The 21,563-nt window shown below is 59.6% G+C and carries 25 protein-coding genes; 9 read left to right on the top strand and 16 right to left on the bottom strand.

Going from position 1 to position 21,563, the window contains the following annotated elements:
• Nucleotides 1-80 precede the first annotated feature (80 nt).
• A complete protein-coding gene (gene rsmA, locus ACOQOY_RS19030) occupies nucleotides 81-923 on the top strand; it encodes a 16S rRNA (adenine(1518)-N(6)/adenine(1519)-N(6))-dimethyltransferase RsmA (protein ID WP_420586896.1) in 843 nt (280 codons plus the stop codon).
• Nucleotides 924-982: 59 nt separating this feature from the next.
• Here rsmA and ACOQOY_RS19025 read toward each other — a convergent pair whose 3' ends face one another.
• The 3 genes from ACOQOY_RS19025 to prfA form a co-directional block, all read right to left on the bottom strand.
• The gene (locus ACOQOY_RS19025) at nucleotides 983-1,564 is read right to left on the bottom strand and encodes a DUF4167 domain-containing protein (protein ID WP_420586895.1); all 582 of its coding nucleotides are present in this window, start codon (nucleotides 1,562-1,564) and stop codon (nucleotides 983-985) included.
• 244 nt (nucleotides 1,565-1,808) lie between these two features.
• Nucleotides 1,809-2,651: a peptide chain release factor N(5)-glutamine methyltransferase gene (gene prmC, locus ACOQOY_RS19020; protein WP_420586894.1), complete on the bottom strand. Its 843-nt coding sequence runs from the start codon at nucleotides 2,649-2,651 to the stop codon at nucleotides 1,809-1,811.
• Complete coding sequence (gene prfA, locus ACOQOY_RS19015) at nucleotides 2,648-3,703, bottom strand: peptide chain release factor 1 (RefSeq protein ID WP_420586893.1); 1,056 nt, start codon at nucleotides 3,701-3,703, stop codon at nucleotides 2,648-2,650. The genes prmC and prfA overlap by 4 nt, the downstream gene beginning before the upstream one ends.
• Before the next feature lie 63 nt (nucleotides 3,704-3,766).
• Between prfA and ACOQOY_RS19010 the strand changes: the two genes are divergently transcribed.
• The gene (locus tag ACOQOY_RS19010; RefSeq protein WP_420586892.1) at nucleotides 3,767-4,054 is read left to right on the top strand and encodes a hypothetical protein; all 288 of its coding nucleotides are present in this window, start codon (nucleotides 3,767-3,769) and stop codon (nucleotides 4,052-4,054) included.
• A 4-nt stretch (nucleotides 4,055-4,058) separates the two neighbouring features.
• Here ACOQOY_RS19010 and ACOQOY_RS19005 read toward each other — a convergent pair whose 3' ends face one another.
• The 5 genes from ACOQOY_RS19005 to ACOQOY_RS18985 all read right to left on the bottom strand — a co-directional run bounded on the left by ACOQOY_RS19005 (nucleotide 4,059) and on the right by ACOQOY_RS18985 (nucleotide 8,063).
• On the bottom strand, nucleotides 4,059-4,406 hold the full coding sequence (locus ACOQOY_RS19005) for a DUF6404 family protein (RefSeq protein WP_420586891.1): 348 nt from the start codon (nucleotides 4,404-4,406) through the stop codon (nucleotides 4,059-4,061).
• A 36-nt stretch (nucleotides 4,407-4,442) separates the two neighbouring features.
• Nucleotides 4,443-4,835: a DUF1499 domain-containing protein gene (locus tag ACOQOY_RS19000; protein WP_420586890.1), complete on the bottom strand. Its 393-nt coding sequence runs from the start codon at nucleotides 4,833-4,835 to the stop codon at nucleotides 4,443-4,445.
• Between the two features lie 75 nt (nucleotides 4,836-4,910).
• Nucleotides 4,911-5,858, bottom strand: coding sequence for an agmatinase (gene speB / locus ACOQOY_RS18995; protein WP_420586889.1), 948 nt, complete (start codon nucleotides 5,856-5,858; stop codon nucleotides 4,911-4,913).
• A 63-nt stretch (nucleotides 5,859-5,921) separates the two neighbouring features.
• Nucleotides 5,922-6,887, bottom strand: coding sequence for an agmatinase (gene speB / locus ACOQOY_RS18990; protein ID WP_420586888.1), 966 nt, complete (start codon nucleotides 6,885-6,887; stop codon nucleotides 5,922-5,924).
• A gap of 12 nt (nucleotides 6,888-6,899) precedes the next feature.
• Nucleotides 6,900-8,063 carry a M20 aminoacylase family protein gene (locus tag ACOQOY_RS18985; RefSeq protein WP_420586887.1) on the bottom strand — a complete coding sequence of 388 codons (1,164 nt, stop codon included), beginning with the start codon at nucleotides 8,061-8,063 and terminating at the stop codon, nucleotides 6,900-6,902.
• A gap of 66 nt (nucleotides 8,064-8,129) precedes the next feature.
• On the opposite strand from ACOQOY_RS18985, the gene mazG reads away from it, so the two are divergent.
• The 3 genes from mazG to ACOQOY_RS18970 all read left to right on the top strand — a co-directional run bounded on the left by mazG (nucleotide 8,130) and on the right by ACOQOY_RS18970 (nucleotide 10,438).
• The gene (gene mazG, locus ACOQOY_RS18980) at nucleotides 8,130-8,987 is read left to right on the top strand and encodes a nucleoside triphosphate pyrophosphohydrolase (RefSeq protein WP_420587280.1); all 858 of its coding nucleotides are present in this window, start codon (nucleotides 8,130-8,132) and stop codon (nucleotides 8,985-8,987) included.
• 63 nt (nucleotides 8,988-9,050) lie between these two features.
• A complete protein-coding gene (locus ACOQOY_RS18975) occupies nucleotides 9,051-9,992 on the top strand; it encodes a nucleoside hydrolase (RefSeq protein WP_420586886.1) in 942 nt (313 codons plus the stop codon).
• On the top strand, nucleotides 9,989-10,438 hold the full coding sequence (locus ACOQOY_RS18970) for a GNAT family N-acetyltransferase (protein ID WP_420586885.1): 450 nt from the start codon (nucleotides 9,989-9,991) through the stop codon (nucleotides 10,436-10,438). The genes ACOQOY_RS18975 and ACOQOY_RS18970 overlap by 4 nt, the downstream gene beginning before the upstream one ends.
• On the opposite strand, the gene ACOQOY_RS18965 is transcribed toward ACOQOY_RS18970, so the two are convergent.
• From ACOQOY_RS18965 to ACOQOY_RS18940, 6 genes are all read right to left on the bottom strand, one after another.
• On the bottom strand, nucleotides 10,435-10,602 hold the full coding sequence (locus tag ACOQOY_RS18965; RefSeq protein ID WP_420586884.1) for a hypothetical protein: 168 nt from the start codon (nucleotides 10,600-10,602) through the stop codon (nucleotides 10,435-10,437). The two genes, ACOQOY_RS18970 and ACOQOY_RS18965, sit on opposite strands and share 4 nt — an antisense overlap.
• Nucleotides 10,603-10,764: 162 nt before the next feature.
• Complete coding sequence (locus ACOQOY_RS18960) at nucleotides 10,765-11,289, bottom strand: GNAT family N-acetyltransferase (RefSeq protein ID WP_420586883.1); 525 nt, start codon at nucleotides 11,287-11,289, stop codon at nucleotides 10,765-10,767.
• Nucleotides 11,290-11,328: 39 nt separating this feature from the next.
• Nucleotides 11,329-12,606, bottom strand: a complete 1,278-nt coding sequence (gene eno, locus ACOQOY_RS18955; protein WP_420586882.1) for a phosphopyruvate hydratase — start codon at nucleotides 12,604-12,606, stop codon at nucleotides 11,329-11,331.
• A gap of 277 nt (nucleotides 12,607-12,883) precedes the next feature.
• Nucleotides 12,884-13,765, bottom strand: coding sequence for a DMT family transporter (locus ACOQOY_RS18950; RefSeq protein WP_420586881.1), 882 nt, complete (start codon nucleotides 13,763-13,765; stop codon nucleotides 12,884-12,886).
• 136 nt (nucleotides 13,766-13,901) lie between these two features.
• Nucleotides 13,902-14,315, bottom strand: coding sequence for a Fur family transcriptional regulator (locus ACOQOY_RS18945; protein WP_170556884.1), 414 nt, complete (start codon nucleotides 14,313-14,315; stop codon nucleotides 13,902-13,904).
• A 72-nt stretch (nucleotides 14,316-14,387) separates the two neighbouring features.
• A complete protein-coding gene (locus ACOQOY_RS18940; protein ID WP_420586880.1) occupies nucleotides 14,388-15,092 on the bottom strand; it encodes an endonuclease/exonuclease/phosphatase family protein in 705 nt (234 codons plus the stop codon).
• Between the two features lie 158 nt (nucleotides 15,093-15,250).
• Here ACOQOY_RS18940 and ACOQOY_RS18935 point away from each other — a divergent pair, with 158 nt between their 5' ends.
• Nucleotides 15,251-16,138, top strand: a complete 888-nt coding sequence (locus ACOQOY_RS18935) for a DMT family transporter (RefSeq protein ID WP_420586879.1) — start codon at nucleotides 15,251-15,253, stop codon at nucleotides 16,136-16,138.
• 10 nt (nucleotides 16,139-16,148) lie between these two features.
• Here ACOQOY_RS18935 and ACOQOY_RS18930 read toward each other — a convergent pair whose 3' ends face one another.
• The gene (locus tag ACOQOY_RS18930) at nucleotides 16,149-17,567 is read right to left on the bottom strand and encodes a protein adenylyltransferase SelO (RefSeq protein WP_420586878.1); all 1,419 of its coding nucleotides are present in this window, start codon (nucleotides 17,565-17,567) and stop codon (nucleotides 16,149-16,151) included.
• Nucleotides 17,568-17,653: 86 nt separating this feature from the next.
• Here ACOQOY_RS18930 and ACOQOY_RS18925 point away from each other — a divergent pair, with 86 nt between their 5' ends.
• Together ACOQOY_RS18925 and ACOQOY_RS18920 are read left to right on the top strand one after the other, a co-directional pair.
• Nucleotides 17,654-18,073, top strand: a complete 420-nt coding sequence (locus ACOQOY_RS18925) for a cupin domain-containing protein (RefSeq protein ID WP_420586877.1) — start codon at nucleotides 17,654-17,656, stop codon at nucleotides 18,071-18,073.
• 124 nt (nucleotides 18,074-18,197) lie between these two features.
• Nucleotides 18,198-18,839 (top strand): hypothetical protein, encoded by a 642-nt coding sequence (locus tag ACOQOY_RS18920; RefSeq protein ID WP_420586876.1) that lies wholly within the window; start codon nucleotides 18,198-18,200, stop codon nucleotides 18,837-18,839.
• A 37-nt stretch (nucleotides 18,840-18,876) separates the two neighbouring features.
• Here ACOQOY_RS18920 and ACOQOY_RS18915 read toward each other — a convergent pair whose 3' ends face one another.
• Nucleotides 18,877-19,938, bottom strand: coding sequence for an anhydro-N-acetylmuramic acid kinase (locus ACOQOY_RS18915; RefSeq protein ID WP_420587279.1), 1,062 nt, complete (start codon nucleotides 19,936-19,938; stop codon nucleotides 18,877-18,879).
• A 232-nt stretch (nucleotides 19,939-20,170) separates the two neighbouring features.
• On the opposite strand from ACOQOY_RS18915, the gene tyrS reads away from it, so the two are divergent.
• The gene (tyrS, locus tag ACOQOY_RS18910) at nucleotides 20,171-21,418 is read left to right on the top strand and encodes a tyrosine--tRNA ligase (protein ID WP_420586875.1); all 1,248 of its coding nucleotides are present in this window, start codon (nucleotides 20,171-20,173) and stop codon (nucleotides 21,416-21,418) included.
• Nucleotides 21,419-21,563 lie beyond the last annotated feature (145 nt).

Below are 21,563 nucleotides of genomic sequence, written 5' to 3'. Positions count from 1 at the left end.
CTTCACCTGGCTGAAAATATCCCCGCCGGAGGCGAAATTTCATTGGCGCGTCCATCGGCCTGCGTCGCGGTAAACAGATTATGAGCGCTATCGACAATCTTCCCCCTCTGCGCGAGGTCATCGCGACACATCAGCTCTCGGCGCGCAAGTCGCTGGGGCAGAACTTTCTGCTGGACCTGAACCTAACCGCCAAAATTGCGCGTCAGGCCGGGGAATTGACCCAATGTGACGTGCTAGAGATCGGCCCCGGCCCCGGCGGCCTGACCCGTGGGCTGCTGTCCGAAGGCGCGCGCAAGGTTGTCGCGGTCGAGAAAGACACCCGCTGTATCGCTGCCCTGAACGACATCGCTGCTGCCTATCCCGGTCGGCTTGAGGTCATCAACGGCGATGCGCTGGAGATCAACCCGCTCGAACACCTGACGCCACCGATCCGCGTTGCGGCCAACCTGCCCTATAATGTCGGGACCGAACTTCTGGTCCGATGGCTGACTCCACCCGAATGGCCGCCCTTCTGGCAAAGCCTGACCCTGATGTTCCAGCGTGAGGTGGCCGAACGTATCGTCGCCCAGCCCGGCAGCAAAGCCTATGGCCGCCTCGCCATCCTCGCCCAATGGCGGGCCGAGGCGCGCATCGCCATGTCGCTGCCGCCCGGAGCGTTCACTCCACCGCCCAAAGTCTCAAGCGCCGTGGTTCACCTGACCGCCCTGCCCGAGCCACGCTTCCCCGCTGACGCTGCCACCCTAAGCCGCGTCGTCGCCGCCGCCTTCAACCAACGCCGCAAGATGCTGCGCGCCTCGCTGAAAGGCGTCGCGCCTGATATCGAAGACCGGTTGCTGGCCGCAGGTATTCAACCCACCGAACGTGCAGAACAGGTCCCGCTTGAGGCGTTCTGTGCCTTGGCCCGCGAAGTGCAAAAAACCTGACCACAATAAGAAAAAGCCCCGGACGATGCCGAGGCTTTTTATTTGTTTCATACCAGATTTTACTCAGCCGCTTCCGGCGCGTCCCCATCTGTCTTGGGGGCATCCTCAGCCGGCGCAGCCTTAGGCTTGCGCGCGCGAGGGCGGCGTGCGGGTTTCTCTTTCTTCTCAGCCGCCTCGGCAGCTGGGGCATTGCCCTTGCTTTCCGGAGTTTCGACCAAGCCACTTTCAGGTGCAGCCGCCTCTCCCGCGAAATCCATCACGTCGGGCTGCGGCGCCTCGGCCGGGTCGGCCTGACGGGCGGCTTCGCGTTCCTGACGCTCGGCGCGCTCACGGTCACGCTCGGCCTGGCGTTCGCGGTTCTGGCGTTCCTGCTCTTCACGGCGCGCTTCAATTTCGCGCTGCGCTTCGCTCAGCAAACGCAGGTAATGCTCGGCGTGCTGTTGAAAGTTCTCGGCGGCCACGCGGTCGTTCGACAACTGGGCGTCACGCGCCAGCTGGTTGTATTTGTCAATAATCTGCTGGGGCGTGCCACGCACCTTGCCTTCGGGACCCGAGCTGTCAAAGACCCGGTTAACGACGTTACCGCCAGAAGGACGATTGCGGTTATTTTTGGCCCGCGAGCGGGATTTGGAAGATCTCATCTTACTTTACGTCAGCCTTGTCATTCGGTGCCGATATAGTCGCGTTCTGCACTGCTCATAAGGGCTGTAGCCGTCACACGATGTCGACTTTTTGGGCTTGGCGTCAGGGGCCCGCTGCAACAGCGTCAACCTCTCCGACTATCTCTGAGTAAGCATGTCCAGCGCGCGCAGACAAGAGCTTTGTCCAAAATTTCGCAGCTTTTTTACAATTATCGGCGCTTTTCAGCCTCACCCTCTGTGGCATTTACGGCATTCTGGCCACAACAACCCGATCACGGCCATCCAGATCAGGGATAATTCTTGTTTCTACCAGCCCCGCCGCCTGGAACAGGGCTGCGACGTTAAGTCCCTGAGTTGGACCGATTTCCACCAGAATGCGCCCTCCCGAGATCAGGAAATCCGGCGCCGAAGCCGCAATATGGCGATACGCGCCAAGCCCGTCACCTTCGTCCGTCAGCGCCATGCGGGGTTCATGTTCGCGCACCTCGGGCGAAAGCTCGTTCATCTCGGCCAACGCAATATATGGGGGATTGGAAACAATCAGGTCAAATTTCTCATCAATGTTCTCAAACCAGTCCGAGCGCAAAATCTCGACCCGGTCCTGCACCTGATGTTGCACGGCGTTGGCGCTGGCCTGAAGGCAGGCAGATTCACTGAGATCAACCGCAACGCCCGAGGCGCTTGTCCGCTCGGCCAGCAGAGTGATCAGGATGCAGCCCGATCCGGTTCCCAGATCCAGCACATGATCAAACGGCTCGCTCAGCGCGGCCTCGATCAGTGTCTCGGTTTCAGGCCGCGGGTCCAGAACATCCGGGCTGACGCTGAACCGTCGGCCGTAGAATTCCCGCTCGCCCAGCAGATGCGATACCGGCACCCGAATGGCCCGCAGCGAGATCAGTTGGTCATAGCGCTCGGCAATCTCGGGAGACAGCTCTTCGGGTGCGATTAGCGTAACCCGGCTGGCTTCAATCCGCGCGGCATGGGCCAGCAGAACCCGCGCATCCCGCGCCGGGTCATCCACACCCGCCGCCCGCAGGCGTGCCGTTGCCGTGACCATGGCTTGTGCCGCTGTCAGGGCCGCGATCATTGTGCCATCTCCGCCAGCAACCGTGCCTGATCATCAGCCGTCAGCGCGTCGATCACCTCGTCAAGATCACCCTGCATGACCTGATCCAGCTTGTAGAGCGTCAAGTTGATGCGGTGATCCGTCATTCGGCCTTGCGGGAAGTTATAGGTCCTGATCCGCTCGGACCGGTCGCCCGACCCCACCTGACTGGCGCGGTCAGCTGAGCGTTCGCTGTCGATCCGCTGCCGCTCCAGATCATACAGACGCGTTTTCAGCACCTGCATCGCGATCTCGCGGTTGCGGTGCTGGGATTTCTCGGAGCTGGTCACCACGATGCCGCTGGGCAGGTGCGTGATCCGCACCGCCGAGTCGGTGGTGTTCACATGCTGCCCCCCCGCGCCCGAGCTGCGCATGGTGTCGATCCGAATGTCGTTCGCGTCGATCTGAATGTCCACATCCTCGGCCTCGGGCAGAACCGCGACCGTGGCTGCCGAGGTGTGGATGCGCCCGCCGCTTTCGGTTTCGGGGACACGCTGTACCCTGTGGACGCCGGATTCATATTTCATCCGCGCAAACACGTTGTCGCCCTTGATATGGGCCACGACCTCTTTGACCCCGCCCAGATCGGTCGCGTATTCTTCGATAATCTCAAACTGCCACCCACGACTTTCCGCATAGCGCTGATACATCCGCAAAAGGTCACCCGCGAACAGAGCAGCCTCATCGCCTCCGGTGCCGGGCCGGATTTCCAACATTGCCGGACGCGCGTCGGCCTCATCGCGGGGCAGCAGCGCCAGTTGCAACGCGTGTTCGGCCTCGGGAATACGTGCTTGCAGATCTGGGATTTCCTCTTCGGCCAGTTCTTTCATATCGGGATCGGACAGCATCGCCTCGGCTTCGGCCAGATCGGAAACCAACTGCCGCCATGCCATGATCTGATCGACCACTGGCTTAAGGTCCGAGTATTCCTTGGCCAAGGCCGCAATGTCCCCACCCGAGGCGCCATCAGCCATGGCCGCTTCGAGGTATTGGAATCGCTGGGTTAACTGTTCAAGGCGTTCTTCGGGGATCATCCGGGCGGTGTCTCTTAATCCGAGGCTATGGTCAAGGCCCTGCCCTGTGTTATGCTGATGCTTATGAAACGGTTTGTGCTTGTTTTTGCGCTGTCAGCTGCCCCTGCAATGGCCGACTATGTCGGGCCCGATGGGAAAGTTCGAGATTGCTATTGCACCGATAAATCCGGCTCCCGCATCGAATTGGGAGAGTTGATCTGCCTTCAGGTCGATGGCCGCATGTTCACAGCGCAATGTCAGATGTCGCTGAACGTGCCGATGTGGCGCGAGGTTCAGGAAGGGTGTTTGTCGTCGGGGTTGAACAGATCTCGAGATTTGTTAGGGCCAGAGGCAGAAAGCTCTTCCGGATAAATCTTTACAGGTCCTCCCAACGGCTGAACTTATGCTTCCTGGAAACGCGCCAGATGCCAATTTCCGAGAAAAACCACATACCCACACCGAAGCACGCAGAGGCCAGAACCAAGGACGGAAACCTACATTGCGCGGCGTAGCTGAAAACATACATGCCCAGCCCCCACAAACCACCCATAGTCAAGGTTGCACTAACCATGCGTGAGACCCTGGTTCTGTAAACAAATGGTCTTGGCTTCAAGCCAATGTGCCTCAAAATACGAACGTCTGGCGATGGCTTCCCGGAATTCTGCCAACCAGCGGCTTCCAACTCTGCAGACGCCAGCCTGAACTTTCTTTCATAGTCATTCATGCAATGTAAATGTGCACTTAAATCCAAAAGTTCAACTTATTGCAGAGTGCCCAACCACTCATCTACTCGTGCTTTGTTCACCCCAAAATCTGACCGTCCAAATCTTAACCGTCCATGGATGCGCAGGATGTCACCATCCTGCTGAACGGTCGTGTAGTCCGGAAAGCCGATCACTTTGGTGCGGGTAATATAGGTAACCATCCCACCGTCTACCGACCCGGCCAGAAGCGAGGTGCGCGGCGTTGCGCGCGCAATTGCGTCCAATCGAGCCAAGCCATCCGGTCCGGTATTTACCACACGTAGAACGCCACCTTCCAAATCGCGGTCTGCTTCGGCCATTGGCGCTACGTGCCACTTCTCAGGGTCGGACGGTGCCAGCCGAATATAGGCGCCCAACACCACCACCAGTCCCACAATCACCCAAAGCATCGTTTTCTTCATCCTAAACCCAGCCCTGCTGCAAACCATATGCGGATCGGTTCGTCGGACAAGGATGCGATCCCGTTACCGTGACGTCACTCCGGGCAGAATGCACAGCATCTCGAACAGCAGGTTCGCGGCCGTCAGAGCCGTGTTGCCCGAAGGATCATATGGCGGCGAGACCTCGACCAGATCGCAGCCCACCACGTTCATACCGCTAAGCGCGTGGATCAGTTGCAGCGCCTGCGGGGTGGTCAAACCTCCGATCTCGGGCGTGCCGGTGCCGGGGGCAAAGGACGGGTCGAGGCTGTCGATGTCATACGAGATATAGACCGGATGATCCCCAACCGTCTTGCGAATCTGCGCACCGATCTCAGTCAGGTTCTGCTGCCAGAGGTCCCAGGCCGGGAACTGGCGAAAGCCCCAACCCTTGGCCTCGGTGAAATCCGACGCCGCATAGCCCGAGCCGCGAATACCGATCTGAAAGGTCTTGTCGGGGACGATCAGCCCCTCTTCATAGGCGCGGCGGAAGACGGTGCCGTGGGTTTCACGCTCGCCGAACATCTCGTCATTGACGTCCGCATGGGCATCCACGTGGACCAGAGCGACCGGCCCCCTCTTGGCCGCAATCGCGCGTAGAATCGGCAGGGTGATCGAGTGATCCCCGCCCATCGCAACCGGAATCACGCCCTGCGCCAGAATAGCGTCATAGCTTTCCTTGATGATCGTGAGACTTTCGGTCAGCGAGAATGTGTTGATGGCCAGATCACCGATATCCGCGATCTGTAAACTATCAAACGGAGCTGCCGCGTTCGCCATGTTGTAGGGCCGGATCATCGCACTTTCGCTGCGGATCTGCTTCGGCCCGAACCGGGTGCCCGACCGCCACGAGGTGCCAATGTCCATCGGTATCCCCAGCACGGCCACATCAAGCCCCGCCAGCGAGTCTGCCTGCGGCAGGCGCATAAACGTATTCGGCCCCGAAAACCGCGCCAGGTCGTTGCCGCTGATGGGTTGGTTAAACTCTGTCATGCCTGTCTGTCTCCCGTCCGGTCTTTTGGTTAACCTGATAGCGGAAAGATGGCTAACCAAAGGTTAAGGAACCAGCTTGTTCCACCCCAACAAGCAAACGATCTGTGTCGCCACATGCGCGCCCGCAATTGCCGTCGCGCCGGAGGTGTCATAAGGCGGAGAGACCTCGACCACGTCGCCGCCCTTGATGTTGATCCCGGCAATGTCACGCAGGATGATCTGCGTCTGGATCGAGGTCAGCCCACCCCAGACCGGCGTCCCAGTGCCGGGGGCAAAGGCCGGGTCCAGACCGTCGATGTCGAAGCTCAGGTAGACGGGACTGTCGCCGAGGATGTCTTTGATCTTTTGCGCCACGGCGGCGGGACCGGATTCGTAGACCTCGCGCGCGTCGATGATGTTGACGCCCAGCGTGTCCTCATTATGGGTGCGTATCCCCACCTGAACCGAGCGTTTCGGGTCCACGATCCCCGACTTCACCGCCTTATAAAACATGGTCCCGTGATCGACGCGAGACATGTCGTCATCGGCCCAGGTGTCGGTATGCGCATCGAATTGCAGCAGCGACATCGGTCCGTATTTCTCGGCATAGGCCTTAAGGATCGGGAAGCTGATATAGTGGTCCCCACCCAAAGAAACCGAGGCCACATCTGCCGCCAGAATGGTGCGGATATGGTCAGTCAAAGTATCGGGAAAGGCCGGAATGTTGGCGTAGTCATAGGCCATGTCGCCATAGTCGATAATCGCCAGCTCACTCAGCGCATCGAAGGGCCAGCCATAAGGCGCGTCTGGCGATTGCAACGCGCTGGCCTCGCGGATCGCGCGCGGTCCAAGGCGCGTGCCGGGGCGGTTGGTTACTGCCTGATCAAACGGCACTCCGGTGACGGCAATATCCACTCCGGTCAGGTCCTTAGTGTAAAGGCGGCGCAGGAACGAGGTCGCACCGCCAAAAGTATTCTCATAGGACAACCCTTTGAGATCCGGGTTGGTGAATGCCTCATCCACCTGATTTTTTGCGTCTTCCAGTGCCATATCTTCCCCTCATCAGCCCAGCGGCTGGGCCTTTTCCACGATGCGCGCAAAGAGCGAAGCTCCTACCGGCGCGATCTGGTCGTTGAAGTTGTATTTCGGGTGGTGCAGCCCGGCCCCATCGCCCTGCCCCAGAAACAGATAGGCACCGGGGCGGGCCTGTAACATATACGAGAAATCCTCGGCCCCCATCTCACGCCCGGTATTCGCGGTCACGCGGTTGGGGCCCGAGACTTCACGCGCGACGTCCGCGGCGAACTCGGCCTTGTGAACATCGTTGATAGTGGCCGGATAGTTGACCTCATAGTCCAGCCGCGCCTCGACGCCATATGAGGTCGCCTGCCCCTGCACGATCTGCTCCATCCGTTCCATCACCATCTTTTGGACAGACGGGTCAAAGGTGCGCACGGTGCCATTGATATAGGCGGTATCCGGGATCACGTTGTTGACCGTGCCGGTGTGGATTTGCGTGACCGATACCACCAGATCGTCCAGCGCATAATGGTTCCGGCTCACAATGGTCTGGATCGCCTGCGCGATGCCACAGGCAGCCATCACCGGGTCTTTAGTTTCATGCGGCATGGCACCGTGGCCACCGACACCCTGAATATGCACTTCAAACGTATCCACCGCCGCCATGATCGGACCCGGCGTGGTGTAGAACGCGCCTTCGACAAAGCCCGGCGCATTGTGCAACGCGTAGATCTGAGAGATGTCGAAACGGTCCATGATCCCCTCATCGACCATAACGCCGGCCCCGCCGCCCTCTTCTTCGGCGGGCTGGAAGATCAGCGCCACCCGCCCCCGGAAGTTCCGGGTCTCAGCCAGATAGCGCGCTGCACCCAGCAGCATCGTGGTGTGCCCGTCATGGCCGCAAGCGTGCATCTTTCCGGGGTTTGTCGAGGCATACGCCACCCCCGTTTCTTCAGGGATCGGCAGCGCGTCCATATCGGCGCGCAGGCCAATCGTAGGTCCCTCACCCTGACCGTTGATGATCGCCACGATGCCGGTCTTGGCGATGCCTTCGTGCAGTTCATCCACGCCAAACTCACGCAAACGCTCGGCCACGAAGGCGGCGGTCTCGTGGCACTCGAACTCCAGCTCGGGGATCCTATGCAGGTGCTGCCGCCACGCGGTCATATCGGCAGAGAAATCGGCAATTCGGTTGACGACGGGCATCTGGGGTGGACTCCTGATCCTGACTGCGGAATGGATGCATCTGACACCGGAACGAAAGGGTTCGCAATGGCCGAAAATCCTCTGATCCACGACAGCGATGCGGGTATAGAGCGTTTGCTGGAAATCATGCGCCGCCTGCGCGACCCGCAATCCGGCTGCCCATGGGATATCGAACAGGATTTTTCAACAATTGCCCCTTACACAATCGAAGAGGCCTATGAGGTCGCCGACGCCATCGAACGTGAGGCCTATGATGAGTTGAAGGGCGAACTGGGCGACCTGCTGTTCCAGTCCGTCTTCCACGCACAAATGGCGGAAGAAGCCGGACATTTCACTTTTCAGGACGTAGTGCGGACAATGTCCGACAAGATGGTCGACCGCCACCCGCATGTATTCGGCGACGAATCTCGCGATAAGTCAGCTGAGCAACAGACCCGCGACTGGGAAACGATCAAAGCCGCCGAGCGCGCGGGCAAGGAACAGAAAGGCGCTCTGGACGGTGTTGCCGCCAACCTGCCCGCCCTTCTCCGCGCCCATAAGCTGCAAAAGCGCGCCGCCCGCGTGGGATTCGACTGGCCCGATGCCAGCCATGTTCTGGCCAAGATCACCGAAGAGGCCGCCGAGTTGGAAGAGGCCCGCAACAGCATGGACGCGGATGCCCTGGAAGATGAATTCGGCGATCTGCTTTTCGTGATAGTCAATCTGGGCCGACATCTGGGGATCGAGCCCGAGGCCGCCCTGCGCCGTACCAATGCCAAGTTCACCCGCCGTTTCGAACAGGTCGAGGCGCGGTTGGCAGCCCGGGGCAAGACCCCCTCGCAAAGCGATCTGGCCGAGATGGATGCGTTGTGGGACGAGGTGAAGGTCGAAGAACATCGCGCCAACGGCAAACTACCGCCGGTGGATGCCGTGGCCGACACGTAAATCGGCTAGACAAGTGCGGTGACACTTGCGAGTGTCCGCCCTTCAAGACCTCGGAGGCACAGTATGGCACCGCGCAAAATCATCATCGACACCGACCCCGGTCAGGACGACGCCGTCGCCATCCTGTTAGCCTTTGCCAGCCCCGAAGAGATCGACGTGCTGGGCATCACAGCCGTCGCTGGAAACGTCCCACTAGAATTGACAGCCAAGAACGCGCGCATCGTCTGTGAGTTGGCCGGGCATACACACGTACCTGTCTATGCCGGATGCGACCGCCCACTGAACCGCCCACTGGTCACTGCTGAACATGTGCATGGCAAAACCGGGCTGGACGGTCCTGTCCTGCCGGACCCGCAGATGCCTCTGACCGATGGTCACGCGGTGGACTTCATCATCGACACATTACACGCGCATGAGCCGGGTACCGTGACGCTCTGCCCGCTGGGGCCGCTGACCAACATCGCAACAGCCTTTCAGAAAGCGCCCGACATCGTCGACCGGGTACAGGAAATCGTGTTGATGGGTGGAGCGTATTTCGAGGTCGGCAACATCACTCCGGCGGCAGAGTTTAACATTTACGTCGACCCGGAAGCCGCTGAAATCGTGTTTAAATCAGGCGCTCCCATCGTGGTTATGCCGTTGGATGTGACCCACGACGCACTGGTCACGCCCCATCGCAACGATGCCTTCCGGGCGCTGGACAGCAAAGTTGGTCATGCCGTGGCCGAGATGACCGATTTCTTCGAACGCTTCGACAAGGAAAAATACGGCTCGGACGGGGCACCCCTGCACGATCCCTGCGTGACCGCATACCTAATCCGCCCAGAGCTGTTCTCGGGTCGTCATATCAATGTTGAAATAGAAACTCAGTCAGAGCTGACACTGGGCATGACCGTGGCCGACTGGTGGCGGGTTACGGGCCGCGCACCAAACGCCATGTTCATGGGAGACGTCGACGCAGCCGGGTTTTTCGACCTGCTTACAGAAAGGTTGGCCCGCCTATGAGCGCTGCACTGAAACTCGCCCGCCCCGAAGACCTGGATCGTTTGATGGGGCTGGTTTCGGCTTTCCACTCTGAGGCTGGAATTCAACAGGACGCCGATCAGCGCCGTGAAGCGTTGCTGCCGCTGCTTGAGGGCATTCCGCACGGCTGTGTTTATCTGATCGGTCCCGGCCGTGCGCCGTTGGGCTATGTCGTGCTGACCTTCGGTTGGTCAGTGGAATTCGGTGGCATGGATGGATTTATCGACGAGATTTACATCCGCCCCGCCGTCCGTGGCCGAGGAATAGCAACCGAAGTGTTACTGGACCTGCCCAAAGCCTTGGCCAGCGCAGGTCTGACCGCATTGCATCTTGAGGTCGACCGTATGAACGAGAGAACGCAGAAGCTCTATCTGCGCACCGGTTTCAAAGCGCGCGACCGTTACATGCTGATGAGCAAGACGCTTTAGCGCGCCTCTCCCCGGAACATCATGGACACGTTGTCCATCTCCAGAACCGGATCATTGGCCGACACCGATTCACCCGAAATCGGATAGGTCCCCGGGCCCGCACAGGCCGCCAGAAAAACAGTGCTGATCACTGAAGCTACGAGAAGGAATTTTGAACCAGTCATGGTGTGCTCCTTTCTGTAATGGCCTCAGAATACGTCAGTTCAAAGTGATACTTGTATGAAAAAGTTCACACATAAGTGAATTTATGTCAGGACAACTTTGACAAATGGAAATTTCCCAACAATTACATAGGGAATACGGAATAAGAAAATTTCGATACTTCCTTAGTCAGGGCGGTTCGAACGCAAATCCATCTCAAAAAACAGCAGATGACCGTCGGCGATTTCCGGAATTTCCGAGTACGCGTCCCGCAATCGAAACCCCATTGATAGATATAGCCGAGTCGCTGCCTCCAGTGGTTTTCCGGTGTCCATTCTGATGTAGTCAAAACCCAAGTCACGGCATTGCTTGATAAGGTATTGCATGATGGCAAAGCCTGCCCCTGTTCCGCGCGCAGTATCCGCTACAAAGACACGTTTGATTTCGGCCACGCCCGGTTCAATCGTGTGGAACATACCGCATCCGACGGGCTGATCCCCCTTGATCGCAAGGCAAGTACCACCGTTCGGAGGGCTGTGTTCAGCCTCAATCGCAGTCATCAAACGCGCATATTTTTCACGCGGATAGAAGGTTCGGACAATGCTCCGGGATCGTTCATCCAGCATCAGTAGGAAATCCCGATACTCCCAACACAAACGCCGGACCGCATCGAAGTGGTCCGGCGTTCTGGGTTCTATGATGTTTAGCAAGCGCTGATCCTCACTCAGATTTGAGGATCAGCCTAACACTTAGCGTTTCAGGATCGAAGCGCCCGCGTATTCTGCAACTTCACCCAGCGATTCCTCGATACGGATCAGCTGGTTGTACTTGGCCAACCGGTCTGACCGCGCCAGAGAGCCGGTTTTGATCTGACCGCAATTGGTTGCCACGGCCAGATCGGCGATGGTGGCATCCTCGGTTTCACCCGAGCGGTGAGACATCACGTTGGTATAGCGCGCGCGGTGGGCCATATCGACGGCGCGCAGGGTCTCGGTCAGCGAACCGATCTGGTTCACCTTAACCAGCATCGAGTTTGCACAACCCCGGTCGATGCCTTCGGCCAGGCGCTCGGGATTGGTCACGAACAGATCGTCGCCAACCAGCTGCACCTTGTCGCCGATGGCGTCGGTCAGGGCTTTCCAACCGTCCCAGTCATCCTCGGACATGCCGTCTTCGATCGAGATGATCGGATAGTCATTGACCAGCGCTGCCAGATAGGCCGCGTTTTCTTCGGACGACAGCGAAATACCCTCACCCGCCAGAACATACTTGCCGTCTTTAAAGTATTCGGTTGCCGCGCAGTCCAACGCCAGATGGATTTCTTCACCTGGCTTGTAACCCGCCTTTTCGATAGACTTCAGGATGAAATCCAGCGCTTCACGGGTCGACGCGATATTCGGGGCAAAGCCGCCCTCATCGCCGACACCTGTCGCCAGACCAGCAGCCGACAGCTCTTTCTTCAGCGTGTGGAATACCTCGGAGCCCATGCGCACCGCCTCGCGGATGTTCGCGGCCGAGGTCGGCATGATCATGAATTCCTGAATGTCGATCGGGTTGTCGGCATGCTCACCGCCATTGATGATATTCATCATCGGAACCGGCAGAACCCGCGCCGAGGTGCCACCGACATAGCGGTACAGAGGCTGCGTGGTGAAATCTGCGGCAGCCTTCGCTGTCGCCAGCGAGACACCCAGAATGGCATTGGCGCCCAGACGGCCCTTGTTCTCGGTCCCGTCCAACTCGATCATCGCCTGGTCGATGGCCACTTGCTCGGTCGCGTCAAAGCCCACAAGTTCCTCGGCGATTTCACCGTTTACCGCTGCGACGGCCTCCAGCACGCCCTTGCCCATGTAGCGCGCCTTGTCACCGTCGCGCTTTTCCACTGCCTCATAGGCACCGGTCGATGCGCCCGAGGGCACGGCAGCTCGGCCCATAGTGCCGTCTTCCAAGATCACGTCGACTTCGACCGTCGGGTTGCCCCGGCTGTCCAGAATTTCGCGTGCGTGGATGTCGATGATGGTGCTCATGAGGTGCGTCCCTGTGGCTGCAATCAGTTGCACGCCTCTTAGCATCACCGGGCGAAAAGTAAACCGTTCATGTTATCGCTAACACGATCTAAGAGCCTGACCCAAAAGTCCCCGAGACCCTGATTTCGGGCCGATTTTGAGTGTCCACGCATCAGTTCTCACTGCCTCCGTGTGTCTGTTGGGGCCAAATTCCGGTCACAAGGTCGGGGTTTTTGAACTCCTGAGACTTTTGGGTCAGGCTCTAAGGCAGATGTTTGCGCCAACCTGCGACGATCCGTCAAGCGGCAACTGCGATCTGGTGCGCCAGCCTGCGCTCTCGGATAAAGGTGTAGAGGCCGGACCCGATGATCAACGTGGCCCCGGTCAACGTCATCGTATCGGGGCGTTCACCAAACATCAGCACCCCGGCCATGGTCGAAAACAGCAGCCGCGAGTAACGGAACGGGGTCAGGGCTGAGGCCTCTCCGATCCGCATGGCGGTGACGATGCCGAGATAGCCGAGCATGCCAAAGCCGATTGCGCCGACATAGGGGGCGATTTGCGCTGCTTGAAGCGGCACCACCGGTTGCGCGTTAAAGACCATGAAGGCGGCCCCTGCCAGAGCGACGACCAGATAGGCCTGCAACGCCACAACGGATGAGGCGATGCGGGCGTCCAGACGCCGGGTAATCAAGTCCCGCGCGGCAATAGCGACAACAGAAATGATAACCAGCAGAGTTTCCGGCTGAAATCCGACGAACCCCGGGCGGATGATCATCAGAACCCCGATGAAACCGACGCCGATTGCGCTCCACCGTCGCCAGCCGACCTGCTCGCCCAGAAACAACGCCGCGCCCATGGTCACGACCAGCGGCAAGGCCTGAAACACCGCCGCGACGGTCGACAGATCAATCAGCGACAGCGCCGTGATAAAGGACAGCGCCGCCACGGCCTCGGTCGCGGCCCGCATAAGCGGCAGGGTCTGCCACGCGACCGGATCAAAAATACGCTGACGCGTCACCACGGCCATCACGGCAAAGGCCAAACCGCATGCTATTCCCAACACCACCAATATCTGCCCCGTCGACACACTGGTCGACAGGTGCTTGATGAACATGTCCTCAAGCGAAAAGGCAGCCATAGCAGCGACAACCATTAAGATGGCGTTTACGTTGTTCATAAGCGTGTCCACAGGGAAAGGCGGCCCGAATTGCCGCGGCTGCCATAGCATTCACAAATGCTGACCGGTCTGGCAACACATATCAGCACCGGAAATATGATATCCCGTGCGCCGCCCCTTCGCGATTTGTGATGAGTCAGTCCTGCTCCAGCGGCACGCCGTACAGTTCCAGTCTGTGACCCTTTAGCTTATATCCCAGCTTGGCCGCGATTTTTTCCTGTAGCGCTTCGATCTCGGGGTCGACGAATTCGATCACTTCGCCCGACTGCATGTCGATCAGGTGGTCGTGATGGTCCCGTTCGGCATCCTCATAGCGGGCGCGGCCGTCACCGAATTCCAGACGCTCGAGAATCCCGGCCTCTTCGAACAGTTTCACGGTGCGATAGACGGTGGCGATGGAAATACCCGAATCTACCTTTGAGGCGCGCGCGTACAGCTCTTCGACGTCCGGATGATCTTCGCTTTGCTGCAGCACCTGCGCAATTGTACGGCGCTGCCCCGTCATGCGCAGGCCTTTGGCTTCGCACCGGGCGATGATCGTATCGGACATGAATGACCCCTCGGAGTAGTTCGGGTCTCTGTCTTAATACGTCTGCGCGGCTGGCGCCACAGGGGATTTTTCCTATGCCGCGCGGCGCAGGTCGGCCCAGATCGGCAGGTGGTCCGAGGCAATATGCGCAGGCCGCGCATCGTGAACGCCATGCAGCACCGCCTCAAGCCCTGCGCCCAGCGCGATCCGGTCCAGCGCGCCCAACGGCTGCGCTGCCGGGAAACTGGGAACCGGAGGCAGAAAACGCATGTCCGGGGCCAGATGGTCCAGCACCGGCTGGCGGGACCATTCATTGAAATCGCCAGCCCAGACAGTGGGCATGTTATCCAGATGGTCGTCAAATCGGCGGATGTGGGTGATCTGCTGACGACGCGAGGCTGGCAGTAACCCAAGGTGCATCCCCATAACGCGCAGCGGGCCGATCTGGGTGTCAAACTCGACCCGAACCGCACCCCGGGGCTCCAGACCCGGCAAATCGTGATGCCCAGTCTGCCGCACCTGAATGCTATCGCCGCGCCAGATCACAGCGTTGCCATGCCAGCCCAGACTGCCTGCCCCGCCCAACTCGACGATCTGCCACCCAGCCTCGTCCAGCATGAAATGCGGTAATGCGGCGGGGCGCGGTGGCAAACGCTTGTCAGCCTCTTGCAGCACCACGATATCGGCCTGCATGCTGTCAATGACCTGCATGATGCGCTGAGGCTGCCGCCGGAAATCGAGCCCGACGCATTTCTGAATGTTGTAACTGGCGATGCGCAGGGTTGAATGAGGTTTCATGAGGTCCCGATCAGGCGAATACCCACAGAGTGCCACGCCAGCCGCCGGGTGCAACCCCTGATATCCCTAGGGCGCAGTCACCCCGAACATGACCGCCCTTGATCCCGCTGCAACCGACGATTAATTCGCGCACAGGGACCCGGTGCAGTGAGGGCAAGATGGTTTCGAGCGAGATGCAGCACAACGACACAATGCGGGCCAGCCTCGTCCTTGTTGTCGGAGGCATGATGTGGGGCCTTTACTGGATCCCCGTTCGGTTCTTCTTTGACCTCGGCCTGACCGGTCCATGGCCGGGTATCGCCATGTATTGCTCGGCCCTGCTGTTTTTGTTTCCGCTGGTGTGGCGGGATCGGCAGGCCTTGGCGTCGCAATGGAAAGACTTGGTGCTGAGCGGCATGTTCACCGGCGCGGCCTTCAGCATGTATTCCATCAGCCTCGTGTATACCGACGTGGTGCGCTCGATCCTGTTGTTCTATCTGACACCCATCTGGGGGACGCTGCTGGGGTTGATCTTTCTGAAAGAGGGCCTGGGCCCCAGGCGGATCATTGGGCTGGTTTGCGGACTTGGCGGGTTATTCGTTGTGTTGGGCGGTGCAGGTGGGTTTCCCCTGCCGCAGAACATCGGCGACTGGCTGGCGCTGGCGTCTGGCATATGCTGGGCGCTTGGAACTCTTGGGCTGTACCGCACACGCAACATTGCGCCATCCGGGCAGGTGTTGGCCTTTGTTCTGGGTGCGGTAGCGCTGTCCGTGCTGAGTCTTGCCTTTCTGCCGGGGCCAATAACACCCCATATTGCAGGGCCTGATACGACCAAAGTGCTGGGTTTTGTGCTGCTATCCGCCCTCTACATCCTGCCGATGACCTTCATGACGATCTGGCCGGCAACACGGCTGTCCCCTGCCCGTGTCGGCCTGCTGTTGATGAGCGAGGTTGTGGTCGGCCTTGCCTCTGCTGCCGCCCTGTCGGGTGAACATTTCGGGATACGCGAATTGCTTGGTGCCATTCTTATCGTCAGCGCCGCCGTGTTGGAGATTGTTCGAAAGTAATATCCCGCGCTTACGTTCCGCAGAATGTCGCGTGGACCACTTCACTTTCGGTCGGAGGACGCGTCAGGTCAGCCGCCTCAGGCTGATCCTCATAAGGTCGGGCCAGAACCGTGTTCAGACGGTGGAACGGTGCATAGTCCCCCTGAACGGCGGCTTGAATTATCTGCTCGACCCGATGGTTGCGAGGAATGAAGGCCGGGTTCGCAGCGGTCATTACAGCCTGAGGGTCGTCTTCACGCGCCAACCGGTCCTGCCAACCTCTGGCCCAAGTGTCAAAGGCGCCAGGGTCCGTAAACTGATCGCGGGCCTTGTCCCCGCCCAGCGCCCGGAACGTATTGGTGAAATCCGCGCTATTCTGCGCCATCCGAGTCAGCAGATCGGTAATCAGCGCCTCGTCGCCTTCTTCTTCGGTGCTCAGACCGATCTTGGCGCGGAACCGTGTCAGCCATTCCTTTTGGATCAGTGCTGGCATCGCGTGAACGATCTCGGTGGCCTCTTGCACTGCGGCTTCGGGTTCGTCCATCCGCTGGATCAGAGCGGTCGCTAGCTGCGCCAGATTCCACACCGCAATATCAGGCTGGTTGGAATAGGCGTAGCGGCCCATCCGATCGATTGAGCTGTAGATCGTGTTCGGGTGATACGTGTCCATAAATGCACACGGGCCATAGTCGATCGTCTCGCCAGCAATCGAGGAATTGTCGGTGTTCATCACCCCATGAATGAACCCGACGCTCATCCACTTAGCAATCAACTGTGCCTGCGCATCCCGGACAGCGCGCAGCAGGCCCATCGGCCCGTCGGCTTGTGGGTAATGACGCTCAATCGCGTAGGCGGTAAGCCTTTTCAGGGCGTCGGTCTGACGTCGGCTGGCAAAAACCTGAAACGTTCCCACCCGTAGATGGCTTTGCGCCACGCGGGTCAGAACCGCCCCCGGCATAGGGCCTTCGCGAAACACCGTTTCTCCGGTCTCGACCGCAGCAAGGGCGCGTGTCGTAGGAACGCCCAGCGCGTGCATCGCTTCGGACACGACATATTCGCGCAGAACCGGGCCAAGCCACGCCCGGCCATCACCTTGACGGCTGAATGGGGTCTGGCCCGACCCTTTCAGCTGAATGTCCCGGCGCACACCATCTGTGCCGACGGTCTCTCCCAGCAAGACAGCACGCCCATCGCCCAACTGCGGATTGTACGTACCGAACTGATGTCCGGAGTACAGCTGCGCAATCGGTTCGGCCCCCGCGGGCAATGTGTTACCGGCAAAGGCCTCGGCCATCTCCTGCGCGTCACCGGGGGAAATGCCCAGAATTCGCGCGAGGTCATCGTTGAACGCCACCAGATGAGGCGCACGCACGGGCATCGGGGCCTGCCTAGCGTAGAACGTATCGGGAAGGCGGGCGTAGCTGTTGTCAAACGGGATCGTCAAAGTCATGCGGCAAACATATTCCCCGAACGCGCAAATACCATAGCGGATCGACCCATCCCGTGCATAATCGCGCCAACACAACGAGGACTGAAATGACCGCCCAAGAGATCATCGCCCATCTGAACCTGCAACCTCACCCCGAAGGCGGCTGGTTCCGCGAAACATGGCGGGCTGAAAACGAAGGTCGCGCCACCGGCACCTGTATCTATTTCCTGCTGCAAGCCGGTCAGCGCAGCCACTGGCACCGCGTCGATGCCACCGAGATCTGGTTGTACCACGCCGGAGCGCCCCTGACCCTGTCCCTCAGCCCCACGGACGCAGGCCCCGCGACTGACCACGTTCTGAGCCCGGACCTGTCGCAGGGCGCGCCGCAACTGATCGTTCCCAAAGATCACTGGCAATCGGCGCAGTCGACCGGAGACTACACTCTGGTCAGTTGCACCGTTTCACCGGGGTTCGAGTTCGACGGGTTTGAACTGGCTGAGCCGGAGTTTGATATTCCGCGTGGCTAAGACCTCTCCCTATGGCAGAGAAACCACACAAATAAGTCTTCTAATACGTGCGGCCTTATTCCGACCGCAAATCAGTGCAAATTAAGGAGATATATTTCGATCAAGCATTTAGAGGCCACCTGTCATGTCACAGCATGAGTATCCGCAAGACCCCCGAGGCCCCATGTGGCGCGGCCAAAACCGAGACGTAAATGTCGTGCTCATGTGGATCAAGCTGGGTGTCGGTGGGGCCGGGTTGCTGGCCTGTCTGGCCTTTATTCTGTTTGGTTCGCACGGATCGGGCAGCGGTGCCGGGGCCGTGCATTATCTGTCAATTCCCCTACTCGTGGTCTTTGGCCTTGGCCTGTTGGATCTGTTTATGCTCAGCGCGAAAAAGCTGGCTGATGACGGGATGCGCCGGCATGACCGCCACGGGCGCAGCAATAGGTTGCACCTTGTTGTCCTGACACTGGGTAGCTTTCTGATCCTGCACCTGTTCATGCTGTATCAGCTCGGGAGCGGTTACCTGCATACTGCGTTGACCCCGGGATCGGACGGGTACCACCTTGGCTTGATGCTTGTCGTGTTCCTGCCCTATCTCGCGCTAGCAGGGCTGATGCTGTTTTTCTGGCTGCGACCCGAACCGGCCCCAACGGCTTTGTCGGACGAAGAACGGGCCGCGCTGATCACGGAAAAGCGCCGCGCGTTGCGGGACAGGCTGGCGATACTGGCCATCTTTGCCTGCGCGGCCCTCGCCGCTGTTGCCATTGTCGCTGTGACGACCTGACGGAGTTGTAGTGTATGGCGAACCTCGACGGCTGGCTTTACCCCTGAACCGAACTCACCACGCCACCGCCGACCAGAGCCTTGACCCCGGTTGTCCCCGGGCATGAGGTCGGTAGGCCACGCGCCACGCGGACGGCGAGGTAGGCGAATGCCTGCGCCTCCAACATGTCTCCGTCCAGACCAACCGCCTCGACCGGTTCGACCGGGCAATCCAGCGAGACGCGCAGCATCTCCATCAACACCGGGTTGTGCCGCCCGCCACCCGTCACCAGCAAACGTGAGGGCGGTTTGGGGCAATGCTCCATCCCTTGCAAAACACCCGCAGCGCACATCCCGGTCAGAGTGGCAACGGCGTCGGCATCGGATAGCTCACTCACCAACCCGATCATCTCGGCAAAGTCGTTGCGATCCAGCGATTTCGGCGGCATCCGTTTGAAATATGGCTCGGCCAGAAACAGCTCCAGCGCGCCAGTCTCAACCGTGCCACCGCGCGCAACGGCCCCGTCGCGATCCATTGGAAGGCCCAAACGCGCCTGCATGAGGTCATCCACGGGCGCATTGGCGGGGCCAGTGTCAAAGGCCAGCAATGCACCGGGTGCTTCAGGTCCATCAAACCCAGGATCAACATAGGTGAGGTTGCCCACCCCACCGAGGTTCAAGAAACACAGCGGCTCGGTCGCGCCAATCCATTTGGCACAGGCGAAGTGGAAGAACGGGGCCAGAGGCGCGCCTTCACCCCCCATAGCAACATCATCGGTGCGGAAATCCCAGACCACCGGCACACCGAGCGCCTGCGCCAGCCCCTTGCCGTCGCCCACTTGCAGGGTTCCCCGCCCGCGCGGCTCATGTGCGAGCGTCTGGCCGTGAAAACCGATCAGGTCGACATCTTCGAATTCCGAAAGCGCCTCGGCATGGGCAAATGTCGCCAGTTCCGCCGCCTTGTCCACCGCTGCACCGTGCCACTGACCCAGGGCTGCGCGCAGATCCTCGCGCTCGCTGTCGGAATACGGGCGATACCCGCTGGGGCCGAACCCGAGAATCTGACGCCCATCGGTTTCGACCACCGCCGCATCCACACCGTCCAGAGATGTCCCGGACATTGCACCCAATGCTTTGATCGCGCCTGTTCTGCTGATAGCCCGGCCCACGTTTGCCCTCTTTGATCCTCATCGCGCCCGTTTCTCCGGCGCGTTGCCCACAACCTGCACGGTAACGCAAACCCAAGGCAAGCCACATCGCGCAGGCCACGTGTTTTTCTTGGAAAAGGTGCCTTTTCCTTGCCACCCCCACCGCCTATACACTGCCCCGCAACATCAACCCAAAGGGCACGATATGACCTACCACCCCAAATCGGATTTCATCGCCACGATGATCGAGCGCGGCTTTCTCGCCGACTGCACCGATTATCAGGGCCTTGACGAAGCGCTGATCAGTGGGTGCAAACCGGCCTATATCGGCTTTGATGCAACGGCCAAGTCGTTGCATGTGGGCAGCCTGATCCAGATCATGATGCTGCGCTGGTTCCAGAAGACCGGCCACCAGCCGATCACCCTGATGGGCGGCGGCACCACAAAGGTGGGCGATCCGTCGTTCCGCGCGGATGAACGCCCCTTGCTGGGACCCGAACAGATCGACGAGAACATCGCCGGCATCAAAAAGGTGTTCTCGGCCTATATCGACTATGACAGCGACGCCGAGAACAAGGCGCTGATGCTGAATAATGCCGAATGGCTGGACGGCCTGAACTACCTCGATTTCCTGCGCGATATCGGGCGGCATTTCTCGGTCAACCGGATGCTTTCGTTTGAGTCCGTGAAATCACGGCTGGATCGCGAGCAATCACTGTCCTTCCTCGAATTCAACTACATGATCCTGCAGGCTTATGACTTCCTTGAGCTGAACCGCCGTTATGGCTGTGTTCTGCAAATGGGTGGTTCGGACCAATGGGGCAACATCGTCAACGGGATCGACCTGACCCGCCGGGTGCTGGATCACGAAATCTACGGACTGACCTCGCCACTGCTGACCACCAGCGACGGTAAGAAGATGGGCAAGTCTCAGGACGGGGCTGTCTGGTTGAACGCCGACATGCGCTCGCCCTATGAGTTCTGGCAGTTCTGGCGCAACACCACGGATGCGGATGTGGGGCGGTTCCTGAAGCTCTACACCGAAATGCCGGTGGATGAGTGTGACCGCCTGGGTGCCTTGCAAGGGTCCGAGATCAACGAGGCCAAAATCCGCCTCGCCAACGAAGTGACCACCCTTGCCCACGGGGCCGAGTCCGCAGCAACCGCCGAAGCCACCGCGCGTGAGGTGTTCGAAAAGGGTGGCATTGGAGATGATCTTCCAACCCTGACCCTCAGCCAGGCAGACCTGCCCGCGTCCATCGTGCAACTGATCGTGAAATCCGGTCTGGCAAAATCGGGCAAAGAGGCCAAGCGCTTGATCGCCGAAAACGGCGCGAGGTTGGACGACGCACCACTGACCGACGCGGGCCTGATGATCGACGCGGACGCACTGTCGTCGCCGATTAAGCTGAGCGCAGGGAAAAAGCGGCATGCCTTGGTGCAATTGGGCTGAACATACCCAAAACGAAAACACAGAACGGCCGCCCCACTGGGCGGTCGCTTTGTTTTCAACTGAGCTAACGCAGCAATGAAATAGAGCGATAGACATGTAGACAGCCGCCCCCTCACACGGGTAAATGAACGGGTGTTCATATCTC

It is taken from the genome of Ruegeria sp., from assembly GCF_965221235.1.
GTDB lineage: Bacteria > Pseudomonadota > Alphaproteobacteria > Rhodobacterales > Rhodobacteraceae > Ruegeria.
Note: the sequence above shows the minus strand (reverse complement) of the source record. Positions and strands in the feature narration are given on the sequence as shown.